The organism is Pelotomaculum sp. FP, assembly GCF_004369245.1.
Lineage (GTDB): Bacteria > Bacillota > Desulfotomaculia > Desulfotomaculales > Pelotomaculaceae > Pelotomaculum_C > Pelotomaculum_C schinkii.
In genome coordinates this window covers 1-14,202 of the sequence record NZ_QFGB01000083.1, presented here as the reverse complement: position 1 = coordinate 14,202, position 14,202 = coordinate 1, and the positions used below count along the sequence as shown (strand labels likewise).

The following is a 14,202-nucleotide window of genomic DNA, read 5'->3' as shown; positions in this document are numbered from 1 at the left end:
TTTTTACGTTTTGTCAAGTGTTTTTCTGAAATTTCTCCAATTTTTTAACGAAAAAAAGCAGGGTACCTTTTGATACTCTGCTCTTTTGTGCTGCGGGTATGGCCTTGGCCTTATCTTAATGACATTGGGTACAAGGAGGGTTTTTTTATGGCCAATTTCAATCAGAAAGGGTATGTGGAACATTGCATTAACAGGCTGTCTGTTGAGATCGGGGCACGTCCCGCCGGTTCTTTAGCGCACCTGGCGGCAGCGGATTTCATTGCCGGGGAAATGAAAATGGCGGGGTTTGATGTGGTTTTACAGAAATACCCTTGTCCTGATTGGCGGGATTTTTACAGCGAATTGACAGTGGGGGGAAAAAGGGTACCTGCGGCGGTGAATACTTTCTCGCCTTCATGTGATGTGGAAGCCAAACTGGTTCCGGTTTCGTCAATCGAAGATCTCAGCCGTCTTGATGTGACAAATAATATTGCGGTTGTATATGGAGATATAGCTTCTTCCAGTTTTTTGCCCAAGAACTTTGACCGCCGTTATTACGTGGTTGAAAGCCAGGACCGCTTTATGGAACTCCTGGAAAATATGAAACCCGGCGCGATTATTACCGTAAACCACTATGACAGACCCCGCCCGGTACTGCTTGAAGACAGTGAATTATCCATTCCGTCCGTTACGGTATCCAGGCAGGACGGGCTGTTCGTGGTACAAAATGCCGGCCTCAAGGGCAGGCTCAAAATAGTCAGCGCCAGAAGAGAAAGCTACGGTTCCAACGTGATTGGACGGCGGCCCGGCAATAGTGGTAAAAAAATTGTGATCTGCGCCCATTATGATACAAATCCCGCCACGCCGGGAGCTATGGACAACGCTGCCGGTATTTCGGCCTTGCTGTTAATCGGCCGGTATCTAAAACAGGTGGAAGCCAAACACAATATAGAATTTGTGGCCTACGGCGGCGAAGATAGCTGGTTTCCGGGAGACGCTTTATACACCAAGGAATATCCGCCGCAAAACATTGCCGCGGCGATTAACATTGATGGCATAGGATTTAAAGAAACACAAACCTCCATAACCTTTTTCGGATGCCCCGAAAAACTGCAGGATAACATAATGAATACAGCCAAAAGGTATGGAGACTTTGTTAGCGGGCAGTTTTACGAAAGCGACCACGGCTTTTTCTGGCCGCTGGGAATTACGACCCTGGCTTTTACAAGTAATGAGGTTATGGGGCTTTTAGGTAAGATTACTCACACCGAAAACGACACCCCGGATATCCTGGACAACCGAAAAATTGAACAAACGGCAACCCTTATACGTGATGTTATTTTGATGCTGGAGCAAAAAAGGTAGGCGTGCAATATATAGACGAGGCTGTAAGAATGCTTTTGGATAGCGACAAGACAAAAGCAGGAAGGTAAGTGATAGATTTTCTGTTTTAATTGTAGATGTTGCTGTCATAGTTGGTAGTGAAGATGATGTGGCGTCTAAGGATTTAAAGAGGTTGAATAATACAATACCTGTGTATGATATTGTCAAGCTGGATGCAGAAGCTAAATTCAATCCAAAAGGTGAAATTTTTAATATTCATCCATGAGGTGAGGAGAGCATTCTCTTTAGCAAGACGAGGAGCAAAAAAATGTATGACATTACGATAATTGGAGCCGGACCTGCCGGCGCTACTTTAGCAAGACTTCTTGGCAGCAAGTATAAAGTACTGGTGCTGGACCGGCGCGAGCTGATATCTCCAAGAGAAGGTTCTTTCGAGAAATGTTGCGGCGGACTAATCGCTCCGGATGCTCAACGTATGCTGGGGAAACTTGGTTTGGGAGTCCCTGGAGAAGTATTGGTCGGCCCACAGCTATTTACCGTGAGAACAATTGACGTTCAGAATAAGATGGAGAGATATTACCAAAGGCATTATATAAATATTGACAGGGAGAAGTTTGACAGCTGGCTTGTGTCCCTTATCCCATCAACTGTTGATATCCGTTGCGGGGTGTTATTCAAGTCCTATGAAATGGATGGGAGAAAAATCGATATCAGTTTTCAATTTGACGGAAAGAGATACACTGAAAAAACCAAATTCCTGGTGGGAGCTGACGGCGCCAACTCCCTGTTGCGGAGGCAATTAACAGGCAGCACTTTTCAAAAGACGTATATAACCGTGCAGGAATGGTTTTCGGTAAAGCAGAATCAACCGTATTACTCAGCGATATTTGATAATGACATATCGGATTTTTATTCCTGGTCCATCCCGAAAGATAATTTTCTCATCGTTGGAGCTGCCATTACACCAAAAGAGAACGTAAGCCGGAAGTTTGATTTGCTCAAAAAAAGAATGATTAATCTCGGTTTTGAGCTTAACGAAAGCAATAAAAAGAATGGAGCTTTCCTGTTAAGACCGCAAAATGCAAAACAAATATTTATCGGGAGAGACAACGTATTATTAATTGGTGAAGCGGCAGGCTGGATTAGTCCCACATCGGCAGAGGGCCTTAGTTACGCGTTCAGGAGCGCGATTGCCTTAGCCGATAGTATAGATGCCAATTCAGAAAGCCCTATATCTGAGTATCATAAAAACACCAAAGGTCTGAGACTAAACATATTTCAGAAGAATTTAAAATCACCTTTTATGTACAACACACTAATAAGGAAGATGGTTATGAAATCAGGACTCTCTAGTATGAGTATACGCAAATAAACCGGGCACTCTACATAATTAGACTGAGCATGGCAGTTGTTGCAGCCAGTGTGATATGGTTTCGGCGGCCAGCCACTGTAATAATTCGCCGTCGAACTGTGTCTGCCTGAAAATCTTTACATATTGGTTACCATGAACAACGCTGACCGAAGCATTAGCCATTGTTGATGTTGGGGCTAATTAATAAGGCCTTTATGGAAATGGTGAACATCTTTGTTGGACATGCCAGTGATGACGCTTTAGTCCTGGTACCTGGTTATTCATATTTCTTGGAAAAGGACGGTTAGAAGAAGACTTCTACCTTACAATAATGGTTGATTTTAGCCTTCTTTAAAGGTAATATTAACTAAAGGAGGTGTTTTTATGGATCAGGTTGAAAGAAATTCTATCAGAATTATTGAGACCTATGTCAAAAAACACCCTGCTAAGAGCAAGCAGACGGTAGAGGCGTCCCGTCCAAGTTTAAAAAAATCGCCTGAAGGGATAGTTTCTGACCCCAAAAAGACTGCTAAAGCAGCCGGATAAAAACATGTCGGAGATTAAGCTGGATTCTTTATTTTTTAGCCTGTTGCTGGTAATACCCGGTCTGCTGTCACAGCTAGTATTTAACTCAATGGTGTCAAGGGGGAAAAAGCCGGATAGCCGTCAGTTGGAGTTGTACCAAAGCCTGCTCCATTCGATGGCTATTTACGTGATAATCTACCCCTTGATTGTTTTGTTTTTGGGGGCTGATGCAGTTAATATCCAGGCGTTAAAAAGATTGGCGTTGAAAAATAACTGGACTCCGTTATTATCCGTATTAGCGGTTGCTGCTGTTAGTATTTCGTGGGGGTTGGCTTATTCCAAGTTTTACCGCAGCAACATGCTTGACAAGTTTTTACGACGCTTCGGAAAAGCTGTTGAACCGCCCAATATCTTCTTTCGGTTGTTTTCAAGGGAGATAGCCAGCAGCGGTTACTGGCTTACGATCCGGATCGACAGTAACACCTACCTGGAAGGATACCTGGACATGGATTCAGTGGGTACCAGCCCCCGGGAGGTATACCTTAAAAATGTGGTATATCTGGACTCGGAGCGGAACGAGAAGCTAAGTTTAGGAGAGGATACCGGTGTGGTTGTAAACCTCGATGCGTATAACCTGGTAGAGATCACCGAAATACCATTGAATAATTAGCAGCTGATTTGGGAAGAAATACTTACTGGTGATTTCTATGGACGAAAAAAACGATAAAAAAACAGAAGTAAAAATCATTGATACATACGTTAAAAAGCATGAGCCTCCCCCTGAGGGTACCCGTCCATCGAGCCAGGACAAGGGGCAATGTTATCTGTAAAAATGATTTTGTGCTCACTGGTTCACAACATGGGTTCAAATTTTAAAAAACAATAAAAATGCCTCCGAAATGACAACACATTTTGGAGGCATTTATGGTATTGAAAATAATTATTTCATCATTTGGTGTAGTTTGCAGGAAAATTATTATCTCCATTTCATACTATCGGGTTAATGAGTTCTTTAAATTGCTATGGTATCCCACTGATATGGTCTTGCCGGCAAATAATATCAACCCGTAACAACAAAAGAGGGATTGTTGCAGGTCTTTTAAATGTCCTTTATAATTATTTTAAAAAGACTTTGGAGGCAATCTTATGGAAACCCTGGATTTGACTACTGATATTCAGCCAGTTACCGAATTCCGCGCCAATACTTCTGAAATTCTTGAAAGGTTAAAGAAAAACCGCCGTACGATTATTTTGACGCAGCATGGCCGGCCCGCCGCCGTGCTTGAGTCTGTGGAAGAGTACCAGCGAAAATTGGAGGAGTTGCGCTTTATGAAGGGACTTGTGGCGGGATTGCGGGACACTGAGTCCGGGCAAGTTGTAGAAGGGGAAGATTTTTTCCAGGGCTTAAAAAGCAGAATGGCTGATGGTAAATAGCAAATGTTTCAGAAAAGGTTTTTTCTTACTAAACAGGCTGCTTTGGATATCCAGGAGATAACGGAGTATATTGCCCGGGATAGCATGGAAAATGCGATTAGGTTTGCGGATGAGTTTCTCGCCGTATGCCGGAGTATACCGGATTTCCCGGATAGGGGCAGGATAGTACCGGAAGTAGGGCATTCCCAAATCCGGGAGATAATCCACAAAAATTATCGTCTGGTTTATACGGTTCGTAAGGAGAAAGTATTTATTCTGCAAATTTTTAATGCTGCTAAGCTCTTTCGTATGCAAGACATTGATTTTGAATAAATAAGTTAGTATTCTATTTCTTTCAATCTTGTGTCACAACCTATAGCGAGGTGGATTATATGGCTATTGTTGTCAACTTAGACGAAATAATTCGAGGAATGGAGTTCCAATCTGACCAGATGAGATCTTTTTTAAACTTGAAAACTGGAGAAGTGGTATCAATTACTGATGAAGAGTTCCGGGCGGCGGAAGAAGATAAGTCACTTGAGAAATTTCCTGATTGGCAGCGTGAAAATATAGTGATAGCCCAGGAAATATTGGAAGAAGACTATTACATTTCCTTACCAACAGAATTTGATATCCATGAGTATAACATTATGGAAAGCTTTTGCCTGTCTATCGATGACGATAAACTGCAAAATATTATGTGCAGTTCAATTATAGGAAGCGGTGCTTTCCGAAGGTTCAAAGACAATATTCACAGATATCATATCGAGGATGATTGGTACAAGTATCGGGACGAAGCGATCAAACAAATCGCAATTGAATGGTGTGAGGATAATGAAATCAAGTATAAATAATTTACCATGGGAGCGCTGATTTGTAGTGGTCAATAATAAAAAGGATGTCGAATGGGCAGAAGCAAAAAAGAAATGCCGTCTTAACGTGGAAACGGTCCGAATGGCGAAAGAGATGGGATTAAACCCCAGAAAACTGATCGAAAACATTCCTAATAAGACACAGCGGTGGAAGGCTCCGGTCCACGAGTGGATCCGGGAACTGTACGAGGAACGCCAGGAAAAAGCCAAAAGGAAAAGGCTATTAAAGAAGGAATACTCCCCTGAATCTGTTACATCCCTTGAGGAGTAAAAACTGCAGTAAGGCCCGGGTGCCGGGGTGAATGGCCTTACTGCTCTGGATTGCTCAAACCCGTATTTTTTTTGTTTTAGCAAGGTGTAAGTCCAGTTTCTAAATTTAAAATAACACAGTGGAGGTTTTGAGTTTTTTTAGACGAATATCTGAATAAGAAAGGCAACAGGCTAGTCAATCGTCGACAACTTAACTTTGGAGGTCAGTCATGGAATACGAAAAGATACTTGCCAGGATCACCAGCGGGTTGACCGGAAACAGTGAAAAAGATGTACCATATTTAAGGGAACAGGCTGATATCTACAAGTCTCATGAGCTGTCAAAGGATATTTTGCGCGCCATAGGAAGGCTCCTGTACGATACTTTGCCTGAAGAGCAGAAGGTACCGGTCGCATCAGATTTCTACAAAGATGGTAAGCGCATAGACGTATTGTATGATGAGGTTAGATACCTGGTTTCAACAAAACAATATCAAAAAGCCACAGTCATGATGGACTCTTTGATCCGGTTCTGTGAGGACTTTCTTGAGGCAGATCAAGAGAATGATTATTTTAGCTTTAAAAACATGTTTCAAGCATATCTTTATCAGCATTTTTTCAAGCCAACGAAAAACTTTAAACCGGCGCCCTATGATTTCAGTGATATGTATATCATCCGCGGATTCCTTTATATGCAGGAACACAATATGAAGGCTGCCATACAGGCGCTGAACCAGGCGGTCAGGTGCAACCCGGTAAATTTATATGCATATTTTCAGCTGGCAGAAGCCCATAAGCTGACCGGTGATCTTGATGAATATCTTAATTTGACCAGGCAGGCGCTATCCTTTGCCACTACCAAAAAAGAGATAGCCAGGTGTTACCGAAATATGGGCTTCTATTTTATTGAAAAAGAAAACTATACTGATGCCGTCAACATGTACCATTTGAGCAGCGATTTTGAAAAAAACGATGCGGTGGCCTCCGAACTGTTCTATATTTCTCAAAAAACCGGCAAAAAAGTAGAGCCGCCTGACCAAGAGGCGGTGCTTAAAACCATACAGGAGCACTTCATCCAGGTCGGCGCCAGCGAGCCCGTGCTGGGAATCGCGGCAGCGCTGGGCAAAAAGGCTTTTGAAGATAAGCAGTTCGATATGGCAAGGTATTGCCTGGGATTGGTCTATGACCTGAGTGAAGATAAAGAGGCTAAAGATTTGCTTGATAAAATAGCGCAATTAAATTAATAGACTTAACGAAAGAGATCCGGGCCGAGGAGGGGGGATAATCCCCTTCCTGTGGGTACCGGCTGATTATTGATAAATCGCTCCACAAAGTTCTATGACGTTTTTAATGAGGATGCGTTTATCTGCGCTAAGCGACAGGCCCGAAGACAATTTCGATTCAGGACTGTTGATAAAAGTATATACATAGTTGTATAATTTACTAAATATTTTCGGAATAATATACCAACTGTTTTTTAAGGACAGTCTACTCCGAAAGGGTGGGACGCAAAGCTATGAGTCTCTATCAGTTTTGGCTGAGGTGATTGTCTGGTTGCAAGAAATGGTCTGGTAATTTCTTTTTTTTTACGCCCTTTTCTAGAACAGCTCAGGAAGGGGTATGTCCTTTTGCTAAACGAGCTTAATAAGTTGATGAAGGAATTAAATACTTTGTTTAAAAATAAGAGAAAGGGGGTGTTTGCAACTTGCATACTGAAACTGTTGCTCCCGGAAGAAAAGCACTATTTTCAATGAAAATAAGCGAGTTTGAGATTCCACCAATTCAGGATGTGTTGCTGATCGGGAGGAGGGCTCCCATAGGCCCGGAAGCTGTAAAGAGAACGGTAGATTTAATGTGTCCTGGTCAGTACGAAATAAATATTATTGAAGAAGGGCCTCTGGAAGCGGTAGTTGTCCGCAAGTCACTATCAAGAATGATCAGTAATGAAAGATTACTGGATATTATTTTAGGTGAAGCAAATAAGGTCGCATCTGAAACGACTTTATTAAAAGCGCATGTTGACATTGTACTTGCAATTAATCTAGAGGTGGAACTCTGATGTCCGGCATTTCTAATTATATGAGGACCCCTGTCATTACGGTTGATATTCTGGACAGTGTCGCACAAGCCGTCTTATTAATGGAAAAAAACTGTGTTGGCGGACTTCCGGTTTTGGAGGACGGTAAACTGTGTGGAATTATTACCTCAAGAGATACCCGGCGTTCTCATATGAACCGTATTGTGGCAGACGCTATGTCCAAAAATCCGGTATGTATTTGTCCAAACACTTCACTTTGGGATGCAATTAATCTAATAGAAGAAAAAAAGGTTGAAAGGTTGCCTGTAATAGAGAACGGCAAACTAGTAGGGATTGTCACTAAAAAAACCCTTCTGACTGAGGCAAGTAAGCATGAAGATACGTTAACCGGCCTTAAAAAAACAATTTATTTAAGGTACCTTGTGGAAAATATTATTAAATATGGGAAGGAAGCAACAATTATCTTCTTCGATATCAATAATTTCGGAGATATCAATAAAAAATACGGTCACGTCAGGGGAGACACCTGCCTGAAGATTATAGGAAGATTACTTTCGGAAAGTACGGAAAATGGTGTTTACTTTCCCGGGCGTTATGCCGGTGATGAATTTATGGCGGTTACCACGGAAGATATTGAATGCTCTAGAGAATGGGCCATTAAGATAATTAACAAAATAGAAGTATCAACAAAAGAGCGTGGAGTACCGATAACCATTGTTGCCGGTATAGCAAGAGGACATAGGGTCGGTACATCAGACTCTTATCTTACTACTGCTGTTGATAATTTAATAAATATGGCCAGCCTGGCCAGTACCCTTTCCAAAGAGAAGGGTATACAAATCACATACGTAGAGTAAATTGAACCCGATAATCCTTATCTCAATAAAGCGCTGACTTTTTGCACTTTTTCATCAGGAAGCTGTCTTGGATGCTGCTGGGGAAACATGACCTGTTTGTATTTCAGTCCGGCGGGTACGCTTCTTTCCGGGAAATCCGGAGATCGTTTCTTTGAAGTGCGGAGAACGCGTTTTTTTTTGTTTTTCAGGGCAAGTCAGGCAACAAGTAATAATCGTTATCGCCGCCGGCGCATGAAACGGATCGGAAGAAAGCAGGCTATGTAGGGTATTTGTGGTTTCATTGACCCGGTATTACGGAATTTTGCACAGCCCCCAGGTAGACTCACGTACATAACCGTAAAATTCAGCGAAATAGGTAATATTACTTCGTAGGTTGTTTGAGGTAAATTTTTGGCCGCCTTTAATAATGTTATGTTACATAATGTTATATAATGTTTTATTGTTTTTTGTAAGTATATACAAAAAAATCAACATATGTTTTGTTAATTTTTGTTGAGTTTAGACATTGTAACAGAATTAATTCTGTTGTAAAATAGAGCTGGATAAACTTACAAGTTTTATTTGAATGCTATCTGTCGCTTGTTCATGCAAGAATTCCTCCTCTTCTGATGTAGCATATCCCTTCAAAATATCTTCTGGTTGACCGGTTGTTCCATCATCATGTCAAGCATAATTTCACAGCTGGCCATGCCCCAACAAAAAAAGCGCCCGTTGTAATCTGCCCAGGTAAATATATCCGGAAAACCCGGTGTTCGTTTTTGTCCCGCCGGACAGGCTGACAGGATGAACAGGTTTAAGATAAGTTCCCCAACATCGGACCAGTGCTCCGAAGCCCGCAGAGCCTAAGGCGGCAAGCGATGACAGCGGGTCCGGCGGTAAAAGCCGCCCACAAAGGGTATGGCCGGAAACAGCCACGCCTACCGTGATTGGCAAGGAAAGCCATATCAGGAGCATTGCAAAGGGGGTATCGTCTACATCATTGGATTAATCCTGAGTTTAAGACCGCCGCGGTTTTTAAAATAAAAATGGCTCTGAAACTCAGCCGCCTAAAGTGCGAGCCATGGCGCTGAGCCGGGGTATGGCGGGAAACGGCCATGCCTCCCGTATTGGAAGGAGCGGAAAAGGAGGGTAGTTGAAACTTGAATGGTTACCTGATACGGTTCGCAAACAATAATAAAAAAATTAAGAAAGGAGCTAAAACAATGAATAAGAAACGTTCTTTATTACTATTGTTGTCCCTGGCTTTGCTGTTATGCCTCGCCCTGCCTATGAGCGCATCGGCAAGTTATGAAACTGCCGTAAACTACACCGGCCAAACCACCCAGGGCGAATACATCATCGACTCGGCATCAGACCTTGCCACACTGGCTACTAATGTCAACAACAGCACAAACTACGCGGGCAGTACGTTCTATCTGGCGAATGACATCACCCTCTCCGGCGCTTGGACGCCAATTGGTGGTTGGAACGGCACCACCGGCGTCCCCAGCGGAACAATGTATTTCTCGGGTGTCTTTGACGGACGGGGCCATACCATCAGCGGTTTGAGCATTACCAGCGCCAGCACCAGCGGCGTTGGACTGTTCGGGTATGTGAACGGCGGCATCGTCGGCAATCTGACGGTGGAAGGTTCCATCAGCACATCCAGCAGCATTAACGCCATCGGCGGCGTCATCGGCTACACCAACAGCAGCGTTGTCTGCTGCACAAGCGATGTGTCAATTAGCGCCTCTAATGCCTCTAATGTTGGCGGCGTCATTGGTATTGTTGAGAATACGCAGACCAGCGGCACGCCGGTTCTCGTCCAATACTGCCAAAACACTGAAACCGTATCGGCTAACAAGCGTCTGGGCGGCGTCATCGGAGGCGCCTATTGCCCCAATGCATCCGGCAGGATTTACGTTGACAACTGTCAGAACACGGGTGCCGTCACCAGCGCCAGCACCGCGTATAAATCCTTCTGTGGCGGCGTCATTGGCTATTGCGAGGCTTATGTCAGCAATTGCCTCAACAATGCCCAGGTTAGCGCCCCAATCGGTGCTGACGGCATCCGCATGGGCGGCATCGTCGGCATTTTGAGCAGTTACGGAACGGCCGACGCCAAAATGGCCAATTGCCTCAATCGTGGCTCTCTTGCAAACGCCTCGTCTAATCCTAACTACGACGGCGCCCTCTGTGTGCCCGAATCCGCCACGTCAATGGACAATTGTTTCTGGATCGACACCATAACCAATGTCGGCCAATTAACCAGCTACAGCGCCACCAATGTGGATGACCTGAGCGCCGCTCAATTGCAAAGTACGGCCCAATATAATGGTTACTACATCTCCTATTACATCAACCAAGAACCTCCCTGGAGTGAAGATCTTGACAACGCCTTCACCTGCACGTCCGGCAGCTATCCTGCCCTTACTTTCCCCGCGACTGCGCCGGCCGACCTCTCCACTTATCCGACAGGCGCCTCGCGCACCGGCAGCGACAGCGCCTATGCCGGCTCAGCCGTGTATTATAACAGCGCTGCTCCCGCCGGTGGCGACGGTTCCTTTGCAAATCCGTATAATTCCTTCGAAACGGCAGTCTCGGCAGCGGTCTACGAATCATACCTCTGTGTTCAAAGCGCTATCCCTGTCAGCGATTACAACAGTTATGGATCAGGCCTCAGCGGCAAAACGATTGCGCGCAGCTATGTATATGACGGCCCGTTGTTTGACGTTCAAAGCGGCTCGTTGACGCTGGGCACTATCACCCTCGACGGCAACTCGACCACCACCGGCAACGCTTCATTGATCAATGTTGAAGGCGGCAGCGTAACCATCGGTTCCGGCGTGACCCTGCAAAACAACAAAACCATGAACAAGGGCGCCGCCATCCGTGTACTTACCGGCTCCGTTACCATGAACGGCGGTACGGTCTCCGGCAATACTTCCGTCCTGGGCGGCAACGGCATTGCTGTATTGAGCACCGGCCCGTCCTCTGGCGGTACACTCACGATTTCGCCGACCTCCGCCATTTCCTTCGGTACCGGCGATTATATCTTTCTTGATTCCGGTAGGAGTATCACCGTCGGAAATGCAGGTAATTTCGCTACGTATGTCCCCGCCAGTTCCTTGAAAGTCAACTGCGCTGACACTAGCAGTGGCACAGTTGTAGCAACGGGAGTCACCCAGGATTTGACTGGCTATTTCACCTATTACGGGGGTGGACACAGTTTTGAATACAATGAAGGTTATGAAGAAATTTGGCTGGAATAAAGAAAGGATAATTGGAAAGTGAATATGCATAAAGCAAAACAAACAATAACATCCTGCGCAATACTGATTGTTTTGGTATGCTTGGTATTACCCGCCGCCGTTAGGGCGGCGGGTAATACCGTATACCTGCAATATAGTGGAAACGGAACCGAAGGAACGCAATCAGACCCTGTAGGTTCCTTCAGTGCCGCAAAAGCCCTTATTAACGACGGGGACAATATCGCGTTGAACGGCACTAAATATTTAAGAATCAGTGGTGCAGAAGCTTGGTCATTGTCGGGATATAATAATTCGAAGTTCGTTGTAGATAATAGCTTCACTCCTACGAATTCACCTAAGAGTGCAGTTAATGTTTTGACGGGTTCGCTTTCTTTGTCGGATATAATCATTGAAAACCAGTCTCCAGCCGTAAATTCCACAACTAAAGGAATTATTGAGGTGGGTCGGGAGACGACACTAACCTTAGGCGCAAATACTACGCTGATAAATACTTATGGGCCTGCTATTTCCCTAGATGGTACCGCCACGGGTAACAGGCTAGCAAATCTTATCGTCAACAGTAACGTTAATGTTACGGGTAATATTGTAGTTGCTAACAATTACTATACTATTAAAATTGCGGGCCCTTTGAGCAGCTCTATTAACATTTTGTTGTCGGCTGATACTGTTTCTGCGGGTACAGCAACCAATATCACAGCCGCAGACGGGTATACGCTAACCCCCGCAGATGTAGCCAAGCTGAATTTGGTCAATGAAAATTACCACCTCGAGCTCTCCAACGGCCAGGTGATCGTTGCCGAAGACGCGCCTGCCATCTCCGTAACAGAGAGCCTTGACTTTGGACCTGTGAGGGCGGGCTACACCACGCCGCCTGCAGCACAGACTGTCACCGTGACCAATACCAGCGATGCGGCCGTCACCCTCACCCAGCCGGAAAGCACCGCGAATTTCACGGTGGGCGCGCTTCCCGCCACCGAGTTGGCCGCCGGTGCGACCGCTACCTTTGAGGTAACGCCCAAGGCAGGGTTGAGCGCCGGCGCCTATACGGATACGATCACCGTTAACAGCACCGGCGGCGGGGTTGCTCCAACCTGCTCCGCCAAGCTCAACGTCTGCTATACCTTTGAGTGCGCCGTCACCGGCCTGACCGACGAGCTTCCCTCTTTGGGGGATGTCTCCACATATTTCAGTGAATTTGGATTTGAGACGACTGCGGCGGTAAGAGCCGGCGGCATCTTTTACATTGATCCCGCACGGAGCAGATTAACTTTGGGTTTCACTGCCAATCCCGGCTATAAGCTTGGCTGGTCGATCGATCAGTATGCTGCCGGAGACGATGAGACGGTCTTGACCCATTGGGATGTAGCGCCGAACCATGTTGATGCCCACTACAACTACAAAGCCACGATCACGGTGAGCTCTGACGAAGCCTATACCACGGTCGCAACAGGCAGTGCCAGCGCCGCCCCCGGCGCCACGGTGACGGTGCCCGTCACCATCGCTAACAACCCCGGCTTTGCCGCCTTTGCCTTTACCATCGGCTATGATGCCGGGGCCCTGGAATTAACGGACATCGCCAAAGGCGATATACTCACTTCGGAGGATGGGGCATTTACAAAGAACATTGCCGGCAACACCGTAACCTGGGATGATCTCTACAACACCACGGCGACCGAAGGCACGCTGTTTACACTCACATTTCATGTTAAAGACACGGTGGCGGGCGATGTCTATCCCATCACCGTAAGCACCCAGGGAAGTCAGGTTATTTGCGATGAAAACGCCGCAGTGGTCCCCGCTCTCGCCCTTCCCGGCGCCATCACCGTGGCGGCGGGGCCGGGTGAATTAACGCCTCCAGTGTTGATCGCGGATACGACCGGTAACACCGTGGGACAGGCGGTGTATCTCGCCTTTAGCGACGATGAGGCCTGGCGCAGCGCCATCAGCGGGATCACGGTCAACACAACGCCGCTGACTGGCGGGCAGTACACAATAAGCGCGGGCGCTATCAATATTGACGCCGGCGTGTTTACAGCGCCCGGCGACTATACCGTCACAGTCGCGGCGAGCGGCTACAGCGACGCCACGGTAACGCAGAGGATGAATGAAGCAACAACCCTTTACACCGTAACCTTTGTTAGCGACGGCGCCACCTATACCACCGTCAAAGCGGCCTCCGGAGCCACCATAGAAGCCCCGGCCGATCCGGCGAAGGAAGACCATGTTTTCGACGGCTGGTATGTCGACGAAGCCTGGATAACGGCGGTCAGCTTCCCGTACACGGTGACCGGCGACGTGACGCTGTACGCCAAGTGGACGCCCG

At 46.1% G+C, this 14,202-nt stretch carries 15 protein-coding genes and 2 riboswitches; of the genes, 13 read left to right on the top strand and 2 right to left on the bottom strand.

What is annotated here, in order from left to right; genetic code table 11:
• Positions 1-147: 147 nt before the first annotated feature.
• The 11 genes from Psfp_RS19690 to Psfp_RS19645 all read left to right on the top strand — a co-directional run bounded on the left by Psfp_RS19690 (position 148) and on the right by Psfp_RS19645 (position 8,628).
• Complete coding sequence (locus Psfp_RS19690; protein WP_134220221.1) at positions 148-1,344, top strand: M28 family peptidase; 1,197 nt, start codon at positions 148-150, stop codon at positions 1,342-1,344.
• A 286-nt stretch (positions 1,345-1,630) separates the two neighbouring features.
• Positions 1,631-2,695, top strand: coding sequence for an FAD-binding protein (locus tag Psfp_RS19685; RefSeq protein ID WP_134220220.1), 1,065 nt, complete (start codon positions 1,631-1,633; stop codon positions 2,693-2,695).
• Positions 2,696-3,058: 363 nt separating this feature from the next.
• A complete protein-coding gene (locus Psfp_RS21895) occupies positions 3,059-3,220 on the top strand; it encodes a hypothetical protein (protein WP_190240567.1) in 162 nt (53 codons plus the stop codon).
• 4 nt (positions 3,221-3,224) lie between these two features.
• Positions 3,225-3,869, top strand: a complete 645-nt coding sequence (locus Psfp_RS19680; protein ID WP_134220219.1) for a DUF6338 family protein — start codon at positions 3,225-3,227, stop codon at positions 3,867-3,869.
• 476 nt (positions 3,870-4,345) lie between these two features.
• A complete protein-coding gene (locus Psfp_RS19675; RefSeq protein ID WP_134220218.1) occupies positions 4,346-4,633 on the top strand; it encodes a type II toxin-antitoxin system Phd/YefM family antitoxin in 288 nt (95 codons plus the stop codon).
• Between the two features lie 3 nt (positions 4,634-4,636).
• Positions 4,637-4,945 carry a type II toxin-antitoxin system RelE/ParE family toxin gene (locus Psfp_RS19670; protein WP_134220217.1) on the top strand — a complete coding sequence of 103 codons (309 nt, stop codon included), beginning with the start codon at positions 4,637-4,639 and terminating at the stop codon, positions 4,943-4,945.
• 59 nt (positions 4,946-5,004) lie between these two features.
• Entirely contained in the window at positions 5,005-5,466 is a 462-nt protein-coding gene (locus tag Psfp_RS19665) for a UPF0158 family protein (protein WP_134220216.1), read from the top strand.
• A 25-nt stretch (positions 5,467-5,491) separates the two neighbouring features.
• Positions 5,492-5,755 carry a hypothetical protein gene (locus tag Psfp_RS19660; protein WP_134220215.1) on the top strand — a complete coding sequence of 88 codons (264 nt, stop codon included), beginning with the start codon at positions 5,492-5,494 and terminating at the stop codon, positions 5,753-5,755.
• Between the two features lie 208 nt (positions 5,756-5,963).
• Positions 5,964-6,977 carry a hypothetical protein gene (locus Psfp_RS19655; RefSeq protein ID WP_134220214.1) on the top strand — a complete coding sequence of 338 codons (1,014 nt, stop codon included), beginning with the start codon at positions 5,964-5,966 and terminating at the stop codon, positions 6,975-6,977.
• Between the two features lie 228 nt (positions 6,978-7,205).
• Positions 7,206-7,295: riboswitch (cyclic di-GMP riboswitch) on the top strand.
• 143 nt (positions 7,296-7,438) lie between these two features.
• A complete protein-coding gene (locus Psfp_RS19650) occupies positions 7,439-7,792 on the top strand; it encodes a hypothetical protein (protein ID WP_243120819.1) in 354 nt (117 codons plus the stop codon).
• The gene (locus Psfp_RS19645) at positions 7,792-8,628 is read left to right on the top strand and encodes a GGDEF domain-containing protein (RefSeq protein ID WP_134220213.1); all 837 of its coding nucleotides are present in this window, start codon (positions 7,792-7,794) and stop codon (positions 8,626-8,628) included. Before Psfp_RS19650 ends, Psfp_RS19645 begins: the two co-directional genes overlap by 1 nt.
• 675 nt (positions 8,629-9,303) lie before the next feature.
• Here Psfp_RS19645 and Psfp_RS19640 read toward each other — a convergent pair.
• Positions 9,304-9,561: a hypothetical protein gene (locus Psfp_RS19640; RefSeq protein ID WP_134220212.1), complete on the bottom strand. Its 258-nt coding sequence runs from the start codon at positions 9,559-9,561 to the stop codon at positions 9,304-9,306.
• Positions 9,562-9,645: 84 nt separating this feature from the next.
• A riboswitch (molybdenum cofactor riboswitch) is annotated at positions 9,646-9,760 on the top strand.
• Between the two features lie 7 nt (positions 9,761-9,767).
• Here Psfp_RS19640 and Psfp_RS19635 point away from each other — a divergent pair.
• Positions 9,768-11,879 (top strand): hypothetical protein, encoded by a 2,112-nt coding sequence (locus Psfp_RS19635; protein WP_134220211.1) that lies wholly within the window; start codon positions 9,768-9,770, stop codon positions 11,877-11,879.
• Here the strand turns inward: Psfp_RS19635 and Psfp_RS21890 are convergent.
• The gene (locus tag Psfp_RS21890) at positions 11,855-12,268 is read right to left on the bottom strand and encodes a hypothetical protein (RefSeq protein WP_192895552.1); all 414 of its coding nucleotides are present in this window, start codon (positions 12,266-12,268) and stop codon (positions 11,855-11,857) included. The genes Psfp_RS19635 and Psfp_RS21890 overlap by 25 nt on opposite strands.
• Here Psfp_RS21890 and Psfp_RS19630 point away from each other — a divergent pair.
• On the top strand, positions 12,252-14,202 hold a 1,951-nt coding region (locus tag Psfp_RS19630; RefSeq protein ID WP_192895551.1), incomplete at its 3' end, for a hemoblobin-interacting domain-containing protein. The two genes, Psfp_RS21890 and Psfp_RS19630, sit on opposite strands and share 17 nt — an antisense overlap.

Excerpts from the sequence above, each read along its gene's own strand:
- Psfp_RS19655 (WP_134220214.1), top strand. The coding sequence starts at position 5,964 with ATGGAATACGAAAAGATACTTGCCAGGATCACCAGCGGGTTGACCGGA.
- Psfp_RS21890 (WP_192895552.1), bottom strand. The coding sequence starts at position 12,268 with ATGATTATATCCGACAAAGAAAGCGAACCCGTCAAAACATTAACTGCA.
- Psfp_RS19690 (WP_134220221.1), top strand. The coding sequence starts at position 148 with ATGGCCAATTTCAATCAGAAAGGGTATGTGGAACATTGCATTAACAGG.
- Psfp_RS19675 (WP_134220218.1), top strand. The coding sequence starts at position 4,346 with ATGGAAACCCTGGATTTGACTACTGATATTCAGCCAGTTACCGAATTC.
- Psfp_RS19680 (WP_134220219.1), top strand. The coding sequence starts at position 3,225 with ATGTCGGAGATTAAGCTGGATTCTTTATTTTTTAGCCTGTTGCTGGTA.
- Psfp_RS19670 (WP_134220217.1), top strand. The coding sequence starts at position 4,637 with ATGTTTCAGAAAAGGTTTTTTCTTACTAAACAGGCTGCTTTGGATATC.
- Psfp_RS19665 (WP_134220216.1), top strand. The coding sequence starts at position 5,005 with ATGGCTATTGTTGTCAACTTAGACGAAATAATTCGAGGAATGGAGTTC.
- Psfp_RS19645 (WP_134220213.1), top strand. The coding sequence starts at position 7,792 with ATGTCCGGCATTTCTAATTATATGAGGACCCCTGTCATTACGGTTGAT.
- Psfp_RS21895 (WP_190240567.1), top strand. The coding sequence starts at position 3,059 with ATGGATCAGGTTGAAAGAAATTCTATCAGAATTATTGAGACCTATGTC.
- Psfp_RS19685 (WP_134220220.1), top strand. The coding sequence starts at position 1,631 with ATGTATGACATTACGATAATTGGAGCCGGACCTGCCGGCGCTACTTTA.